The sequence below is a fragment of the Streptomyces sp. NPDC004134 genome (assembly GCF_042874195.1).
Lineage (GTDB): Bacteria > Actinomycetota > Actinomycetes > Streptomycetales > Streptomycetaceae > Streptomyces.
The window spans coordinates 17,604-33,926 of the sequence record NZ_JBIAMS010000036.1 but is presented as its reverse complement, the minus strand read 5'-3'; the positions used below and the strand labels follow the sequence as shown (position 1 = coordinate 33,926).

Genomic DNA, 16,323 nt, shown 5'->3' with positions numbered 1-16,323 from the left:
CCGGTTCGCATGCTTACGGCCCGGCCGGCGCCGTACTTGTCTCACCGGTCGATGGCGGCCATGTCGGGCTCGGAATGACGTTCGCCCGACGCCGGTGTGAGGTTGTTCAGACGGCTGATCTGGCCTGCGGTGAGCCGGATTCCGTCGGCGGCGCTGTTCTCCTCGAGCCGGGCGACGTGCTTGGTCCCCGGAATGGGCGCGATGCCGTCTCCCTGGGCGAGCAGCCAGGCCAGCGCGACCTGCGCGGGCGTGGCCCCCATGTCAGCCGCGACCGCGTGCACCTGGTCGACGATGCGCAGGTTGCGCGTGAGGTTGCCGCCGGTGAACCGGGGATTGGTTCGACGCCAGTCGGCGGCGTCCAGGCCGTCCAGGGTGCGGATGCCGCCGGTGAGAAAGCCGTGCCCCAGCGGTGCGTACGGAACCAGCCCGATGCCCAGTTCGCGCAGCGTGGGCAGCACGTCGGCCTCGGGGTCCCGTGTCCACAGCGAGTACTCGGTCTGGACGGCGGCCACCGGGTGAACCGCATGGGCCCGGCGGATCGTCGCCGCGGCCGCCTCCGACAGCCCGATGTGGCGGACCTTGCCCGCATCCACCAGTTCGCTCAGCGCTCCCACCGTCTCCTCGACGGGAGTGCCGGGGTCGACCCGGTGCTGGTAGTACAGGTCGATGCGGTCGGTTCCGAGCCGCCGCAGCGACCCGTCGACGGCCGCGCGGATGTTGGCGGGGGTGCTGTCCGGGCCCGGTCGCCCCGTGTGGGAGACGAGGCCGAACTTGGTGGCGATGACGACCTCGTCCCGGCGGTTTCCGACCGCGCGACCCACCAGTTCCTCGTTGACGTACGGCCCGTACACCTCGGCGGTGTCGAGATGCGTGACGCCGAGATCCAGCGCGCGCTGAACGGTGCGGATCGACCGGGCGTCGTCCCGTCCTGCGCCGGTGTAGAACGCGGACATGCCCATGGCGCCCAGGCCGATGCGGGAGACCTGGAGCCCCCCGAGCGACGTGAACTGCATCCGTTTGTCCTTCCTGTGTCCAGCCGGGGCCCGCGCCCCGAGGTGAGCGGAACTTGATGCGTCAATAACTACAGGAGCTAACTTGATGCGTCAAGAAGTGGGTCTAGGATGGCCCCATGGCGACGCGATGGCTGAACGACGAGGAGCGGGAGGCATGGCTGGCGAACTCCGCGATCATGATCAGCCTGCCGGCCGCGCTGGACGCGCGGATGCAGCGCGAGGCCGGGCTGACCTTCTTCGAGTACATGGTGCTCTCGGTCCTCTCCGAACAGCCGGCTCGCACGCTGCAGATGAGCGCCCTGGCCGCACGAACGGCGGCGTCGCTGTCGCGGCTGTCGCATGTCGTCGGACGGCTGGAGAAGCGCGGGCTGCTCGCGCGGACCCGGATCCCCGGTTCCGGGAGACGGACCAACGCGACGCTGACCGAGGCCGGTTACGAGGTGGTCGTGGCGGCGGCGCCGGGACATGTCGCCGCCGTACGCGAGTACCTGATCGATGAGCTCGAGCCCCAGGAGCTGGCGGCACTGCGCCGCATCGGCGCCGCGGTCGAGGCCGCCGTCAAGCGCGAGCGACCCGACGCGGTGCCTGCGGCCCCGACTCCGCCCGGGACATCGAAGAACCGCGGCGGACAGAGGCGTGCCGCGGACTGACGGAGGAGCGGTGCCACGCGACGGTGGTGTCGGTAGGTACACCGTTCGCCGGGCGCGCAGGGCCATGGCGGGGCGTCCCGGCCGTTCCTAGCGTTGTCGGCATGGAAGACATGGTTGACCACGGACGACAGCACAGCGCCGGGCCCTCGGGCGGTACGGGCACGTCCGGCCCTCGGAGTACCTCGCGGCGGTTCGCCCTGCGAGGGCTCGCGGCCTCGGCGGGCGGCGCGGTGCTCGCCGCCGGCGCCGGTACGGGGACCGCGCGGGCCGCCGGCGCGCGGCGGCGGCAGCGGGGCGTGCGCACGTACGTCCTCGTCCACGGCACGCACAGCGCCGGCGCGTTCTGGACGGAGATCGGGCGGGAACTGGCGCTGCGCGGGCACCGCGTCGTCGCCGTGGACCAGCCGCTGCACGGCACCGAGCGCTTCGTACCGCAGGCGTACCAGACGCAGGATCTCGCGGCTCTCGCGACGGAGCCCTCGCCGGTCGCCGCGCTGAGCCTGGACGACTTCGAGGCGCGCGTCACCGGCGCCGTCCGCCGGGCCGCGCGCCTCGGCGGGCCGGTGGTACTGGTCGGGCACAGCATGGGCGGCCTGTCGGTGAGCCGCGTCGGGAACGCCGTACCCGAACTCCTCGACCACATCTGCTACATGGCCGCCTTCTGCCCGAGCCGTACCATGCCGTCCCTGGACGCCTGCGCCACCTCCCCCGAGGGGCGGGACGCCATCAGCCCGGTGGAGCAGGTCGTCGGCGACCCGGAGAAGCTGGGCGCACTGCGGCTGAACTGGCGCAGCGCGAACCCCCGTGACCTCGCGGTCTTCAGGGAGATGATCTGCGCGAACTACTCGGACGCCGCGTTCCTGCGGGTGCTGGAGGGCATGCAGACGGACGAGTCGCTGACGGCGTACGCCGGGCGGGCGGTGGGGCGGGCGCACACGTGGGGGCGGATTCCCCGCACGTATCTGCGGTTCGGCAAGGACAGGACCGTGGCCACCGGGCTCCAGGACCGCATGATCGCGGAGGCCGACGCACTCACCCCGCACAACCGCTTCACGGTCCGCGACTTCCCGGACGCCGGCCACCTCGGCCCGGCCGATCCCGCCCCCGTGACCGATGCCCTGCACGGACTGCCGCTCCGCTGACGCGGCCCGCCGCAACGGCCACGACGAGGGCCGCGACCCCACCCGGGGTGGGGTCGCGGCCCTCGTAGCGTCTCCGGCGTCATCTCAGAGTCGGCCGGGCGGTGCGCACTCGGTGCACGAGGGGGTTCCACCCCGGTCACCGAGCCCGCTCTTTAGATGTCGAAGTACAGCTCGAACTCGTGCGGGTGCGGGCGGAGCTGGATCGGCTCGATCTCCTGGGTGCGCTTGAAGTCGACCCACGTCTCGATCAGGTCGGACGTGAAGACGCCGCCCTGGAGGAGGAACTCGTGGTCGGATTCCAGGGCTTCGAGAACGGCCGGGAGGTTCGTCGGGACCTGGGGGACCGCGGCGTGCTCCTCGGGGGCCAGTTCGTAGAGGTCCTTGTCGACCGGCTCGGCGGGCTCGATCTTGTTCTTGATGCCGTCCAGGCCCGCCAGCAGCATCGCGGAGAAGGCCAGGTACGGGTTGCCCGAGGAGTCCGGGGCGCGGAACTCGATGCGCTTGGCCTTCGCGCTGGCGCCGGTGATCGGGATGCGGATCGCCGCCGAGCGGTTGCGCTGGGAGTAGACCAGGTTGACCGGGGCCTCGAAGCCGGGGACCAGGCGGTGGTACGAGTTCACCGTCGGGTTCGTGAAGGCCAGCAGCGCCGGGGCGTGGCGCAGGATGCCGCCGATGTAGTAGCGGGCGGTGTCCGACAGCCCCGCGTAGCCCTGCTCGTCGTAGAAGAGCGGCTCGCCGCCGGTCCAGAGCGACTGGTGGCAGTGCATGCCGGAGCCGTTGTCGCCGAAGATCGGCTTGGGCATGAAGGTCGCGGTCTTGCCGTTGCGCCAGGCGACGTTCTTCACGATGTACTTGAAGAGCATCAGGTCGTCCGCCGCGGCCAGCAGCGTGTTGAACTTGTAGTTGATCTCCGCCTGGCCCGCGGTGCCCACCTCGTGGTGCTGGCGCTCGACCTTGAGGCCGGACGCGGCGAGTTCGAGGGAGATCTCCGCGCGCAGGTCGGCGAAGTGGTCGACCGGCGGGGCCGGGAAGTAGCCGCCCTTGTAGCGGACCTTGTAGCCGCGGTTGCCGCCGTCCTCGACCGCGCCGGTGTTCCAGGCGCCGGCCTCGGAGTCGATGTGGTAGTACCCGGCGTTCGCCTTGGTCTCGAAGCGGACGTCGTCGAAGACGTAGAACTCCGCCTCGGGGCCGAAGTACGCGGTGTCGGCGATCCCGGACGAGGCCAGGTACGCCTCAGCCTTTTTGGCCACGTTCCGCGGGTCGCGGCTGTACTGCTCGCCGGTGATCGGGTCGTGGATGAAGAAGTTGACGTTGAGCGTCTTGTCCTTGCGGAACGGGTCGAGGCGGGACGTGGTGAGGTCCGGCACGAGCGCCATGTCGGATTCGTGGATGGCCTGGAAGCCACGGATCGACGAGCCGTCGAACATGAGCTGGCCGTCGGGCTCGAAGACGTCCACGGGCACCGTGAAGTGCTGCATGACGCCCGGCAGATCGCAGAAACGCACGTCGACGAACTTCACGTCGTTGTCCGCGATGTACTGCTGGACCTCGTCGGCGTTCTGGAACATCCCACTCCTCCTATGTCCCGCCGCGAGGGGACGGGTAAGCCTGCAGAGCCTGCGCGAGGTGCGCCTGCCGGCGTGCCGGCATGCTCGCCCGAGCCTAGGCACCCGGGATTTCTCGGGCATGACCCGTTTGTTTCGCCGATGTTAACCACGGCCCCCGGTCAGGCCCGGGAACCCGGCCCCGGCGGCCCCCCGGGTGGCCGGAATCGTATGCGGTCCCGGGCCGTCGGCAGGGGGTGAGGAGGGGCCGCGCGCGCCGGGCAGTACCGTGGATACGTGGATGACGCGGAGAAGCGGCAGGCAATAGGTTCGTGGCTCTCCGGCCCCCGCTCGGCGGCCGAGGACATGGGCGTCGACTTCGGCTACCGGGGCCAGCGCCTCGGGATGCCCGAGACCGGGCCCGGCTCGGTCGCGCCGGTCGGCCGGCGGATCGCGGCGCTGGTCGTCGACTGGCTGCTGTGCCAGCTCATCGCCTACGGACTGTTCGCCGGCGGCGACAGCCGGTCGCTCGGGCTGTGGACCATGGTCGTCTTCTTCGTGATGACCGTGCTGCTGGTCGGCACCCTCGGCTTCACGCCGGGCAAGCGGATCATGCGCATCCGCGTCGTCGCCGAGAACGGCGCCCGGCTCGGCTTCGTCGGCACCGTCGTGCGGTCCGTGCTGCTCTGCCTGCTGATCCCCGCGGTCGTCTTCGACCGCGACACCCGCGGGCTGCACGACCGCGTCGCCCGCGCCGTCGAGGTGCGGTTCTGAGCGAAAGCGGGTCCCCGGTCGGGGACCTTCCTGCTCCATGCCCTCCGGGTCCGGCCGATACGTGCCGACCGGGCTTCCGCCGCGACCGGGCGGTCAGAAAGCCCCCTTCCGGGGGCCCTCCCCGTACCCGTACGCGATGTACCCGTACGCGATCCGCCGCGCTCAGCGCAGCTTGCCGCCGCCCTTCGGCATCCGCATGCCCTTCGGCATCGGGCCCTTCGGGATCGGCATGTTGCTCATCAGGTCGCCCAGGGCCTTCAGCCGGTCGTTGACCTGCGTGACCTGCGGGCCCTGGAGCACCCGCGGCAGCTTCACCAGCGTGGCCCGCAGCTTCTTCAGCGGCACCTGGCCCTCGTCGTTGCCGACGACGACGTCGTGCACCGGCACGTCCGCGACCACCCGGTTCATCTTCTTCTTCTCGGCCGCCAGCAGGCCCTTCAGCCGGTTCGGGTTGCCCTCGCCGACCAGGACGATGCCCGCCTTGCCCACGGCCCGGTGCACGACGTCCTGCTGCCGCGTCATGGACACAGCGGGGGTGACGGTCCAGCCCCGCTTCATGTTGTCCAGCACCGCCGCGGCCGCGCCCGGCTGGCCCTCCATCTGCCCGAACGCCGCCGCCTCCGCCCGCCGGCCGAAGATGATCGCCATGCCGAGCAGGGCGAGCAGGAAGCCGACGATGCCCAGGTAGATCGGGTGCCCGATGAGGAAGCCGATGCCCAGGGCGGCACCGAGGACCAGGATGCCCACGCCCGCGACGATCAGACCGACCTTGGGGTCGGCCCGCCTGGTCATCTTGTACGTGAGGGCGATCTGCTTCAGACGCCCGGTGTTCTCGGGTGTGGGTTCACTGCTGGCCATGCCGCGAATTCTACGGCCAGCCGGGCCCGAGGTCAGACCGGGCCCGGCACCGGATGGCCGGATCGGGGCGGCGCCGGGACGCGGGCGGGGTGCCGGCGGCGCCGGGGCGGGGTGGCTATCGGGGCAGAGCGGACGTACCGCCCGCGGGCGGGTCCGCCTGTGACACCGCCGACTCCGACTCGCGGCGGGCGCTGGCCCGGCGGCGGTCCTCCAGGACTGCGTCCCAGGCGTTACGCCGTGCGGTGCGCTGCTCGCCGCGGAGCAGCACTCCCTCGATCGTGCGCAGCAACCCGGAGACGGTGGGCCGGTGCGGCGGCCAGGACGGTAACGACGACGGTGACGACGGCACGACGGCCCCCCTCGGCGGTCGGGAAGTCAAGAGTTCGGTCCCATGCTCACCCCGCGGTGTTACCAGCGCGTGGCCCGGCGGTCAAAGCGGGGTGAAGACCGCCGGGGCGCCCCGGGCCGGCGGCGCTGCCGGCCCGGTTCGCGGGCTTACGCCGCGGGCTGCGCGCGCCTCTCCATGGCCTGCTTGTACAGCCGTCCCGCCCGGTACGAGGACCGCACCAGCGGCCCGGACATGACGCCCGCGTAGCCGATCTCCTCGGCCTCCTGCTGCAGCTCCACGAACTCGTGCGGCTTCACCCACCGCTCCACCGGGTGGTGCCGCGGCGACGGCCGCAGGTACTGCGTGATGGTGATCAGCTCGCAGCCCGCCTCGTGCAGGTCCCGCAGCGCCTGGCTGACCTCCGCGCGCTCCTCGCCCATGCCCAGGATGAGGTTCGACTTCGTCACCAGACCGGCCTCGCGGGCGCGCGTGATGACCTCGAGCGAGCGCTCGTAGCGGAAGCCGGGGCGGATGCGCTTGAAGATCCGCGGGACGGTCTCGACGTTGTGCGCGAGCACCTCGGGGCGGGAGGAGAAGACCTCCGCGAGCTGCTCCGGCTCGGCGTTGAAGTCGGGGATCAGCAGCTCCACGCCCGTACCGGGGGCGACGGCGTGGATCTGGCGCACCGTCTCGGCGTACAGCCAGGCGCCGCCGTCCTCCAGGTCGTCACGGGCGACGCCGGTGATCGTCGCGTACCGCAGCTCCATGCGCTGGACGGACTCGGCGACCCGGCGCGGCTCGTCGCGGTCCAGCTCGTCGGGGCGGCCGGTGTCGATCTGGCAGAAGTCGCAGCGCCGGGTGCACTGCCCGCCGCCGATCAGGAACGTCGCCTCGCGGTCCTCCCAGCACTCGAAGATGTTGGGACAGCCGGCTTCCTGGCAGACCGTGTGCAGGCCCTCGTCCTTGACGAGCTTCTGCAGCGCGTTGTACTCGGGCCCCATCTTCGCGCGGGTCTTGATCCACTCGGGCTTGCGCTCGATGGGGGTCTGGCTGTTGCGGACTTCCAGGCGGAGCAGCTTGCGACCGTCGGGTGCGACAGCGGACACGTCCGGGCTCCTAGCTTTCGATTCCTCGGCGTTCTCCAGCGTACGCCTCTGAAATGGGGAGTCAGACCGCGCGGGGGAGCGGCTCGGCCGTCTCCAGGATCTCGCGCAGATGCTTCTCCACGACGGGGAGAACCTCCGACACCGGTACGTCTCTTCCCAGCTCCCCGGAGAGCGAGGCCACACCCGCGTCGCGGATGCCGCACGGCACGATCCGGTCGAACCAGGTGTTGTCCGGGTTGCAGTTCAGCGAGAAGCCGTGCATGGTCACGCCCTTGGCGACGCGGATGCCGATCGCGGCCAGCTTGCGGTCCTCGCGGCGCTGGCCGGCGTTGGACGGCGCGTACTCGGGACCGGCCAGGCGCGGGTCGTACTCCTCGTCCGAGAGGCGGGGGTCGAAGTCGAGCGCCAGCCCGCCCAGCTCCGCGCGCTGCTCGACGGGGTCGCCCAGCACCCAGACGCCGCTGCGGCCCTCGATCCTGGTGGTCGCCAGGCCGAAGTCGGCACAGGTGCGGATCAGGGCCTCCTCCAGCCGGCGGACGTGCGCCACGACGTCCACGGGGCGCGGCAGCTTCAGGATCGGATAGCCGACGAGCTGGCCGGGACCGTGCCAGGTGATCTTCCCGCCGCGGTCGACGTCCACCACCGGGGTGCCGTCGAGCGGGCGCTCGTCCTCGGCCGTGCGGCGGCCCGCGGTGTAGACCGGCGGGTGCTCCAGCAGCAGACAGGTGTCGGGGATCTCCTCGGCGAAGCGGGCGGCGTGCACGCGCCGTTGCTCCTGCCAAGCCTCCAGGTACTCCACGGCGTTCTCGCCGAACCCCAGGTGAACGAAGCACAGCTCGCCCACGGTGCCCTCCTCGCGCTGTTCGCGCAGTTCGCGCCGGGCGGCGTGTGTGCCTCCGCCCGGCATATGCGGCTGGCGGTATTCCAGCCGACCCTCTGCCACTGTACGGCGGTATACGTTCCCGCCCCGCACCCAGGTCTCCTCACACGATCGAATGAAGCTGGGACGAAAGCGGCGAGTGAGGCTTGTTTCGCCGCTACATTCGCGCCGTTCCCGGAGGCCAGGCAGGAGACCCCACAGGTGACGACGGAACGACCTTCACAGCGGCCCCCCAACCGCCAGCTCGCGGCCCTCATCTCCGAGGCCGGGTTCTCCAACGCGGGGCTCGCCCGCAGAGTCGATCAGCTAGGGCTCGAACACGGCCTCGACTTGCGATACGACAAGACATCGGTGACCCGGTGGCTACGCGGCCAGCAGCCGCGCGGCACGACACCGGCCCTGATCGCCGAGGTGTTCACCCGGCGGCTCGGCCGCCGGCTGACCGCGCAGGACCTCGGACTCGACGCGTGCGCACCTGTGTACGCCGGACTCGAGTTCGCCGCGACGCCCACCGAGGCGATCGACATCGTGAGTGGACTGTGGCGCAAGGACACGGGCAGTCAGGCGGAGCTGCGGAAGATCGCGTTCACTCCTGCGGGTCTAGTTGTGCCGAGCCGGGATTGGCTCATCGGCAGGCCGGACGAGAAGGTGGCGCGCGAGCTGCAGCAGCAGCGCGGTGCGCCCGGTTCCGCGGTGCCGCCGGGAGCGCCCGGCGCGGTGCGGGTGCCGGCGCAGGGACGCGGTCCCGGAGTGGGCCTCGGCGGCGGTGTCGCCGTCGGCGTCGGTGCCGGCCCGGGTACGGGTGCTTCGGGCGGGCCCGGTGGCCTGGCGGGCGTGGGCGGTGCCGGAGGTGTCGGCGCTGCCGGCGGTGTGGCCGCCGGGCGCGGCGATCCGGGGCCGGGCTGGGGCGGGCCGGGAGCGCGGGCGCCGGGCCAGCGGGTGACCCAGGGGGACATCGGGGCGATGCGGTCGGTCGCCGAGATGTTCCGGGCGCTGGACAACGCCTACGGCGGCGGGCACGCCCGGCAGGCCCTCGTGCGGTACCTGGAGCACGAGGTCGAGCCGATGCTGCGCGGCACGTACAACGAGGCGACGGGGCGGCGGCTGTTCTCCGCCGCCGCGGACCTGACGCGGCTGGCGGGCTGGACGTCGTACGACATCGCGGCCCACGGGCTGGCCCAGCGGTACTTCGTCCAGGCGCTGCGGCTGGCGCAGGCGTCTGGGGACCGGGCGTACGGCAGCTACGTGCTGGTGACGATGAGCCGCCAGGCGGTCTACCTGGGGCACGGCCGGGAGGCGGTGCAGTTGACCCGGGTCGCGCAGCAGGGCGTCGGCGGGGGCGCGCCGCCGGTGGTGCAGGCGCTGCTGCACGCCGCGGAGGCGCGCGGGCACGGGCTGCTGGGCGAGGTGCGGGCCTGCACGACGTCGCTGGCGCGGGCCGAGCGGGCGCTGGAGTCGGCGCGGCCGGGGGAGGAGGCGCCGCACTGGGCGCGCTTCTTCGACGAGGCGCAGCTCGCGGACGAGTTCGGGCACTGCCACCGCGACCTCCAGCAGTTCCGGGCGGCGGCGCAGCACGCGGAGCGCTCGCTGCAGCTTCGGGCGGCGGGATTCGCGCGCAGCCGGGTCTTCTGCCGGCTGGTGCTGGCGACGGCCCGGCTGGGGCTCGGCGAGGTGGAGCAGGCGTGCGTGCTGGGCGCGGAGGCGGCGCAGCAGGCGGCGGAGATGCGCTCGGCCCGGGCGGCGGAGTACGTCCGCGACTTCGAACGCCGCCTGGAGCCGTACCGCGACGCACCTCCGGTGCGGGCGTACCGGGAGCGGGTCGCGGCCCTGGCGGTGTGAGGCGGCCCGGCCCCGCGGCCGCCCCTGCGCGGGGCGGCAGCGGGGCCGGCGGGTGCTCTCGCTTTGGAGCACTGCTCTCCGTGCGGCACGTTGCCGGCGCGGATCGGTGCGCGCGACCCGGAGCGGTGCTCTCGGGGGCGGGTGCCGATCCGGGGTGGAGAACCGTTCCTGCTAGGCGACTGCCGGGACGGCCGTCGTGGCAGTTGCCGGGGTGAGGCCGAAGTCGCGGAGGAGGGCCCGGGCGGCGCGGCGGCCCGAGTGCAGGGCGCCTTGAGGGGTGCTCGTGTCGCGGTGGTCGCCGCAGACGTAGAGGCCGCACAGCACCCGCACCGGCCGGCGCAGGTCGTGCGGTGCCGGCATCGCCGGTATCGCCTCCGGGTCGTGGTGCGCTCCCACCAGCTCCCAGTCGAACGCCGACGTCCCGTACAGCTCGCTCAACTGCCGCCGCGCCGACTTGTCCAGCACCCGCGCGGGACGGCCCGCGTCCTCCCCCAGCACCACCGAGCTGACCAGCGCCCGCCCTCGCGGTGCCCGTGACGAGTCCGCGCCGCTGACCACCGCCGTGTGCGACACAGGACCCCGCGCCCCCTCCGCGTCCACCAGCAGCGCCGCCTGCCGCACGCCGCCCGGGACCGGGCCCCGTACCCCCGCCTGACGCGCCTCGCCGTCACCCGCCGGCACACCGTCCGCACCGGCCTCCCCCACCGCCGGCCCGTTCCCGCCCGGCACCGACTCCACCGGGGCGCTGTGGTGCAGCACGGTCACCGGGTGGAATCCCGGCAGCCGCAGCCCCGGCAGCAGCCCCGCCGCCGCCCGCGCGCCCGTGGCCACCAGCACCGACCGGCACCGCAGCACCCCGTGCCCCTCCGTCCGCACCGCGGTCGTCGACACCGACACCGCCCGTACCCCCGTCCGCACCGTCCCGCGCGGCAGCGCCGCCGCCAGCTTCCGCGGCACCGTCCCCGCCCCGCCCGCCGGCAGGCACAGCCGCCCCCGCGCGAACGCCCGCAGCGCCAGGTCCGCCGAGCGGCTCGACGTCGTCAGCGCCGGGTCGTTGAGCAGCGCCACCAGCAGCGGCCGCAGGAATCCCGCCGCCATCCGCGGCGGGAGCCCGCGCGCCGCCAGCGCGTCCGCGGCCCGCCGCTCCGGCCGGGCCAGCAGCCGCCCCGTGGGTACGGTCGCCAGCCGGGCCAGCGCCGTGGCGAGCCACGTCTGGTCGATGACGGCGCCCCGGGGCGCACGCGCGGCGCTGGCGAACGCGCTTGCCGTCGTGAACGCGCCCCCCGTGCTCCTCGATCCGCCGATACGCTGCCGCCGCCCGCCCGCGCAGACCACCACGTCCCCGTCGAGCGGGCACAGCGGCACTTCCACGAGCCCCGGCAGGCGACGCAGTTCCGGGTACGAGGTGTTGAGCAACTGCAGCGAGCGGTCCAGCCGGAATCCGTCGACGTGGTCGGTGGTCATCCGCCCGCCGACCTGCTCGTCCGCCTCCACCACGGTCACGTCGAGGCCCGCTCCGACCAGGTGCTGGGCCGCGGAGAGACCGGCGAGTCCTGCGCCTACGACGACGACGTCGACGGGGTCCGTGCTTCCTGCGGCATGGGGCACGGGTGCCTCCCGGGGTTGTGCGTCCGCGGCGCGCGCTCTCTCATGCCGCCGGACGCCTGTTTGATGCCCAACTGGGCATGGCCGTATCCGCGTTCCCCCGTGGACGCGTTCCGATGACGATAGGCCGGATGGTGACGCCGGCCAGGTGCGCACCACAAGTGCACTGACGCACACCCGGCGCAACCAGCCGCGATGCCGCCCCCGCAGCGCCCTCGCCGAGCCCTTGCCCAGCCTCCGGCAAACCCGGGCCGGGCCCCCGGCCGGATCCCCGTCGGCCCCCGCGCCCTCAGCCCCGCAGGGCCGCCCGCAGCGCCTCATCGATCTCCGGGAACGCGAACGCGAACCCCGAGTCGAGCAGCTTCCGCGGCACCACCCGCTGGCTGCCGATCACGTCCTCCGCGAACCCGCCGAGCGCCGCCCGCAGCGCCGCCGCCGGCACCGGGAACGGTGTCGGCCGGTGCAGCACCCGCCCCATCGCCGCCGTCACCTCGCGGTTGGTCAGCGGCTCCGGGCCCGTGAGGTTCACCGGCCCGGCGAGCGACTCCGTGTCGATGAGGTGGCGCAGCGCCGCGATGTGGTCGTGCAGGGCGATGAAGCTCCAGTACTGCCGCCCGTTGCCGAGCCGCCCGCCCAGACCCGCGCGGAAGATCGGGAACAGCCGTCCCCACGCGCCGCCCTTGCGGGAGACCACCAGCCCCGTACGCGCGTGGACCGTACGGATCCCCGCCTCCTCCGCCGCGTTCGTCGCCGCCTCCCACTCCTGGCACAGGTCGGCGAGGAAGCCCCGCCCCGGCGGTGCGGTCTCGTCGACGCGGCGGTCGCCCGTGTCGCCGTAGATGCCGATCGCGGTGCCGCAGACGAAGACGGACGGCGGCCGGTCGAGGGAGGCGACGGCGTCGGCCACGGCCGCGGTGCCCAGCACCCGGCTGTCGCGCAGCACCCGCTTGTAGCTCTCGGTCCAGCGCCGGTCGGCGATGCCGGCGCCGGCGAGGTGCACGACGGCGTCGCAGCCGTCGAGCCGGCCGGCGTCGACGTACCCCTTCCCGGGATCCCACCGCACCTCGTCCGGCGCGCTCGCCTCCCGCCGCACCAGCCGCAGGACGTCGTGCCGGTCGGCTCGCAGCGAGCCGACGAGGGCGGAGCCGATGAGTCCGGAGGAGCCGGAGACCGCGATGCGCATGGGCCCATCCTGCCCTCATGTGCCGTGCCCCGGCAGCACGTGCCACAGTGAGCGCATGATTGACGCGCACGGCGGCGGGGCGGTCGGCGGCGGCGAGCTGCGCATACGTCCCGCGAGCGCCGCCGACGGGGATCTGCTCCGCCAGCTCGACGCCGCGACCTGGTCGCATATGCACGCGGTGACGGCGCCGCCCGACGCCGGCGCACCGTTCTTCGACGAGCGTCACAACCCCGACGACTACCTCGTCGGCGAGCTGCCCGGCGCGACCCGCGCCGCGCCCGCCCGCGTCGTCGGCTACATCTGCGTCGTCCGTCCGACGTCCCTGGCGGTCAACGGGCACGTACGCCAGATCCAGGGCCTCGTCGTCGTCCCCGAGGCGCGCGGCGCGGGCGTCGCGCGGGCGCTGCTGCGGGCGGGCGCGGAGCACGCCCGCGCGGCCGGTGCGCGGCGGCTGACGCTGCGCGTCCTGGGGCACAACGCACCCGCGCGGCGGCTGTACGAGTCGGAGGGGTTCGCGGTGGAGGGGGTGCTGCCGGAGGAGTTCCTGCTGGACGGCACGTACGTGGACGACGTCCTGATGGGGCGCACGCTTCTCTGACCCGCGCGCCCCCACGACGATCCGGTACGAGCCCCGCCCCCGCCCCGCGCCGGCCCTTCCGGGCCTCCCGATTCCGTCGCTCCGCGTGCGTGCACGCGGCGGAGGGCCGATGCTGGTTCCGTGATGGAGGAGTCGGAGTTCTGGGAGCTGATCGACGCCACCCGCGAGGCCGCCGAGGGCGACCCCGCGGAGCAGGCGGACCTGCTCGTGGACCGGCTCACCGGCCTAGAACCCGACGCCGTGACCGACTTCGCCTGCCATTTCGAGTCGCGGATGAACCGCGCGTACCGCATGGACCTGTGGGGTGCCGCGTGGGTGCTGCTCGACGGGGTCAGCGACGACGCCTTCGACTCCTTCCGCGGCTGGCTCGTCGGCCAGGGCCGGACGGTCTTCGAGGGGGCGCTGCACGAGCCGGACGACCTCGCGGACCTGCTGGAGGACTTCGACGAGGAGGCGGACGGCGAGGCGGAGGACCTGGCGTACGTGGCGGACGAGGCGTACGAGCGGCTGACCGGGCTGAAGCTGCCGGAGCTGGGGCTGCCCGAGGGCCCGGCGGAGCCGGTGGGAGAGGCGATCGACTTCGAGGACGTCGGGGTGCTCGCGCGCCGGTACCCGAAGCTGTGGGCGCTGTACCGCGAGGACTGACCTGCGCGTGACCGGCCGGCGGGACCGACCCGCAGGACCGGCCGGAAAACCAGACAGAAGGTGTCCGGATTCGCTGCCACGGTGGTCCGCATGAGCGAAGAGCAGAACCGAGACAAGCCCGTACCCCACACCGCGGACAAGCCCCTGCGCGGGAAGGTCGCCCTGGTCGCGGGCGCCACGCGGGGCGCGGGCCGGGCCATGGCCGTGGCCCTGGGCGCCATGGGCGCCACCGTGTACGCCACCGGCCGTACGACCCGGCAGCACGTCAGCGAGGTCGGCCGCACCACCGAGACCATCGAGGAGACCGCCGAGCTGGCCACCGCCGCCGGCGGCGAGGGCGTCTGGGTTCGCGTCGACCACCTCGAAGCCGGTCAGGTACGGGACCTGGTCGCCCGCATCGAGCGCGACCACGGCCGGCTCGACGTGCTGGTGAACGACATCTGGGGCGGGGAGCACCTCGTCGAGTTCGACAAGAAGATGTGGGAGACCGACCTCGACCGCGGCCTCAGGATGCTGGAACTCGGCGTCAAGACCCACATCATCACCAGCCACTGCGCGCTGCCGCTGCTGCTGCGCACCGGCGGCGGTCTCGTGGTCGAGATCACCGACGGCACCGCGGAGGCCAACAAGCCGTACCGCGAGGCGTTCTTCTACGACCTGACCAAGAACGCCCCGATCCGGATGGCCTTCGGCCTCAGCCACGAGCTGAAGGACGCCGGCGCCACCGCCCTCTCCCTCACCCCCGGCTTCCTGCGCTCCGAGCAGATGCTCGACCACTTCGGGGTGACCGAGGAGAACTGGCGCGACGCGATCGCCAAGGACAAGCACTTCGCGCTCTCCGAGACCCCCGTCCTCGTCGGCCGTGCGGTGGCGGCCCTGGCGGCGGACCCGGACAAGGCGCGCTGGAACGGCGCGTCGCTGTACAGCGGGCAGGTCGCCAAGGAGTACGGGTTCACCGACACCGACGGCACGGTGCCGGACAGTTGGCCCTACTTCCAGCGCGTCATGGCCGGCGAGGACCCCGGCGACCCGGAGGGCTACCGGCTGCGCCCGTAGAGCTCGGCGCTGCGGGCCGCCGCCGCCGCGAACCGCGCGCGCAGCTCCGGCGGCCCCAGCAGCTCCGCGTCCGGCCCGAGGGCGAGGAGCTGGGTGTACGCGACGTCCGCGGACTCCACCCGCAGCCGGACGGCCGTCCAGCCCCGCTCGTCGGGCTCGCCGGCCCCGGCCACGGCGTCCTCGGCGGCGAGCCGGTCCGTGACGTGCGGCAGCCGCCGCAGGCCGTCGGGGGAGAGCCGCAGCGTCACCTCGTCCCGCAGGATCGACCGGGCGAACGCCGCGGCCCGCTCCGCCCAGAAGCCGGGCAGGTCGAACTCCTCGTCCCGCTCGAAGCCCGCCCCGCCACCGATGGCCCCCGCCCCGCCACCGATGGCCCCCGCCCCGCCGCCGACTGCCTCCGCTCGGCCCTCGGCGCCCCCCGCCCCGCCACCGACGGCCGAGGCCCGCTCGAAGCGCTCCACGCGGTAGACCCGGTACGCGCCACCCGCCTCCGGCACCCGCGCGACCAGGTACCAGACGCCCGCCTTCAGCACCAGCCCGTACGGCTCCACCTCCCGCTCCACCGCCTCCGCCCCCGGCCGCCGCCGGTACGTCACCGCCAGCGTCCGGTCCGCCCACACCGCCTCCGCCACCGCCGGCAGCAGCTCCGGCGCGTCCGGCTCCCGCCACCACCCCGGTGCGTCGAGGTGGAACCGCTGCGCCGCGCTCTCCGGGGCGCCGCGCAGCTCCGGCAGCAGCGCCGCCGACACCTTCAGCCGCGCCGCGGACCCCGCGTCGGCCAGCCCCATGTCCCGCAGCGCGCCCGGCACCCCGGACAGGAACAGCGCCTCCGCCTCCGTGCGGCCGAGCCCCGTGAGCCGGGTGCGGTAGCCGCCGACGAGCCGGTAGCCGCCGGTCCGCCCGCGGTCGGCGTAGACCGGCACCCCCGCCTCCCCGAGCGCCTGCACGTCCCGGGCGACCGTCCGCTCGGAGACCTCCAGCCGCTCCGCCAGCTCGGCGGCGGTCATGGACGGACGGGACTGGAGCAGCAGGACCAGGTGGATCAGACGGGCGGCACGCATGCCAGCCATCATGCAGCGCCCTGATACCGTCCTTCGGTACT

16 protein-coding genes are annotated in these 16,323 nt (G+C 73.4%); 7 read left to right on the top strand and 9 right to left on the bottom strand.

Annotated elements, in window-relative coordinates:
• Positions 1-41 precede the first annotated feature (41 nt).
• A complete protein-coding gene (locus ACFYVJ_RS32420) occupies positions 42-1,013 on the bottom strand; it encodes an aldo/keto reductase (protein ID WP_388899257.1) in 972 nt (323 codons plus the stop codon).
• 116 nt (positions 1,014-1,129) lie between these two features.
• On the opposite strand from ACFYVJ_RS32420, the gene ACFYVJ_RS32415 reads away from it, so the two are divergent.
• Both ACFYVJ_RS32415 and ACFYVJ_RS32410 read left to right on the top strand, forming a co-directional pair.
• A complete protein-coding gene (locus ACFYVJ_RS32415) occupies positions 1,130-1,663 on the top strand; it encodes a MarR family winged helix-turn-helix transcriptional regulator (protein ID WP_388899254.1) in 534 nt (177 codons plus the stop codon).
• A 110-nt stretch (positions 1,664-1,773) separates the two neighbouring features.
• Positions 1,774-2,805, top strand: a complete 1,032-nt coding sequence (locus tag ACFYVJ_RS32410) for an alpha/beta hydrolase (protein ID WP_388899365.1) — start codon at positions 1,774-1,776, stop codon at positions 2,803-2,805.
• A gap of 152 nt (positions 2,806-2,957) precedes the next feature.
• On the opposite strand, the gene glnA is transcribed toward ACFYVJ_RS32410, so the two are convergent.
• The gene (gene glnA, locus ACFYVJ_RS32405; protein ID WP_388899252.1) at positions 2,958-4,373 is read right to left on the bottom strand and encodes a type I glutamate--ammonia ligase; all 1,416 of its coding nucleotides are present in this window, start codon (positions 4,371-4,373) and stop codon (positions 2,958-2,960) included.
• A 273-nt stretch (positions 4,374-4,646) separates the two neighbouring features.
• Here glnA and ACFYVJ_RS32400 point away from each other — a divergent pair, with 273 nt between their 5' ends.
• Positions 4,647-5,123, top strand: a complete 477-nt coding sequence (locus ACFYVJ_RS32400) for an RDD family protein (RefSeq protein WP_388899250.1) — start codon at positions 4,647-4,649, stop codon at positions 5,121-5,123.
• Between the two features lie 162 nt (positions 5,124-5,285).
• Here ACFYVJ_RS32400 and ACFYVJ_RS32395 read toward each other — a convergent pair whose 3' ends face one another.
• The 4 genes from ACFYVJ_RS32395 to lipB form a co-directional block, all read right to left on the bottom strand.
• Entirely contained in the window at positions 5,286-5,981 is a 696-nt protein-coding gene (locus ACFYVJ_RS32395; RefSeq protein WP_388899248.1) for a DUF4191 domain-containing protein, read from the bottom strand.
• Between the two features lie 115 nt (positions 5,982-6,096).
• Positions 6,097-6,270 (bottom strand): hypothetical protein, encoded by a 174-nt coding sequence (locus ACFYVJ_RS32390; protein ID WP_199850541.1) that lies wholly within the window; start codon positions 6,268-6,270, stop codon positions 6,097-6,099.
• A gap of 206 nt (positions 6,271-6,476) precedes the next feature.
• Positions 6,477-7,415 carry a lipoyl synthase gene (gene lipA / locus ACFYVJ_RS32385; RefSeq protein ID WP_101424929.1) on the bottom strand — a complete coding sequence of 313 codons (939 nt, stop codon included), beginning with the start codon at positions 7,413-7,415 and terminating at the stop codon, positions 6,477-6,479.
• A gap of 61 nt (positions 7,416-7,476) precedes the next feature.
• Entirely contained in the window at positions 7,477-8,259 is a 783-nt protein-coding gene (lipB, locus tag ACFYVJ_RS32380) for a lipoyl(octanoyl) transferase LipB (RefSeq protein WP_388899362.1), read from the bottom strand.
• A 237-nt stretch (positions 8,260-8,496) separates the two neighbouring features.
• On the opposite strand from lipB, the gene ACFYVJ_RS32375 reads away from it, so the two are divergent.
• Entirely contained in the window at positions 8,497-10,134 is a 1,638-nt protein-coding gene (locus tag ACFYVJ_RS32375) for a regulator (RefSeq protein ID WP_388899246.1), read from the top strand.
• A gap of 171 nt (positions 10,135-10,305) precedes the next feature.
• On the opposite strand, the gene ACFYVJ_RS32370 is transcribed toward ACFYVJ_RS32375, so the two are convergent.
• Entirely contained in the window at positions 10,306-11,742 is a 1,437-nt protein-coding gene (locus tag ACFYVJ_RS32370) for an NAD(P)/FAD-dependent oxidoreductase (RefSeq protein ID WP_388899244.1), read from the bottom strand.
• A 286-nt stretch (positions 11,743-12,028) separates the two neighbouring features.
• Positions 12,029-12,922 (bottom strand): TIGR01777 family oxidoreductase, encoded by an 894-nt coding sequence (locus ACFYVJ_RS32365; protein WP_388899242.1) that lies wholly within the window; start codon positions 12,920-12,922, stop codon positions 12,029-12,031.
• Between the two features lie 55 nt (positions 12,923-12,977).
• On the opposite strand from ACFYVJ_RS32365, the gene ACFYVJ_RS32360 reads away from it, so the two are divergent.
• From ACFYVJ_RS32360 to ACFYVJ_RS32350, 3 genes are all read left to right on the top strand, one after another.
• A complete protein-coding gene (locus tag ACFYVJ_RS32360) occupies positions 12,978-13,520 on the top strand; it encodes a GNAT family N-acetyltransferase (protein ID WP_388899239.1) in 543 nt (180 codons plus the stop codon).
• 123 nt (positions 13,521-13,643) lie between these two features.
• Positions 13,644-14,165, top strand: coding sequence for a DUF4240 domain-containing protein (locus ACFYVJ_RS32355; RefSeq protein WP_388899359.1), 522 nt, complete (start codon positions 13,644-13,646; stop codon positions 14,163-14,165).
• Positions 14,166-14,255: 90 nt separating this feature from the next.
• Positions 14,256-15,221: an SDR family oxidoreductase gene (locus ACFYVJ_RS32350; RefSeq protein ID WP_388899236.1), complete on the top strand. Its 966-nt coding sequence runs from the start codon at positions 14,256-14,258 to the stop codon at positions 15,219-15,221.
• On the opposite strand, the gene ACFYVJ_RS32345 is transcribed toward ACFYVJ_RS32350, so the two are convergent.
• Positions 15,203-16,282 carry a helix-turn-helix transcriptional regulator gene (locus tag ACFYVJ_RS32345; protein ID WP_388899233.1) on the bottom strand — a complete coding sequence of 360 codons (1,080 nt, stop codon included), beginning with the start codon at positions 16,280-16,282 and terminating at the stop codon, positions 15,203-15,205. The genes ACFYVJ_RS32350 and ACFYVJ_RS32345 overlap by 19 nt on opposite strands.
• Between the last annotated feature and the right edge of the window lie 41 nt (positions 16,283-16,323).

Bases quoted from the DNA above. Each gene is read 5' to 3' on its own strand.
- glnA (WP_388899252.1), bottom strand. From the start codon at position 4,373: ATGTTCCAGAACGCCGACGAGGTCCAGCAGTACATCGCGGACAACGAC.
- ACFYVJ_RS32395 (WP_388899248.1), bottom strand. From the start codon at position 5,981: ATGGCCAGCAGTGAACCCACACCCGAGAACACCGGGCGTCTGAAGCAG.
- ACFYVJ_RS32345 (WP_388899233.1), bottom strand. From the start codon at position 16,282: ATGCGTGCCGCCCGTCTGATCCACCTGGTCCTGCTGCTCCAGTCCCGT.
- ACFYVJ_RS32350 (WP_388899236.1), top strand. From the start codon at position 14,256: ATGAGCGAAGAGCAGAACCGAGACAAGCCCGTACCCCACACCGCGGAC.
- ACFYVJ_RS32410 (WP_388899365.1), top strand. From the start codon at position 1,774: ATGGTTGACCACGGACGACAGCACAGCGCCGGGCCCTCGGGCGGTACG.
- ACFYVJ_RS32355 (WP_388899359.1), top strand. From the start codon at position 13,644: ATGGAGGAGTCGGAGTTCTGGGAGCTGATCGACGCCACCCGCGAGGCC.
- ACFYVJ_RS32420 (WP_388899257.1), bottom strand. From the start codon at position 1,013: ATGCAGTTCACGTCGCTCGGGGGGCTCCAGGTCTCCCGCATCGGCCTG.
- ACFYVJ_RS32365 (WP_388899242.1), bottom strand. From the start codon at position 12,922: ATGCGCATCGCGGTCTCCGGCTCCTCCGGACTCATCGGCTCCGCCCTC.
- ACFYVJ_RS32415 (WP_388899254.1), top strand. From the start codon at position 1,130: ATGGCGACGCGATGGCTGAACGACGAGGAGCGGGAGGCATGGCTGGCG.
- ACFYVJ_RS32360 (WP_388899239.1), top strand. From the start codon at position 12,978: ATGATTGACGCGCACGGCGGCGGGGCGGTCGGCGGCGGCGAGCTGCGC.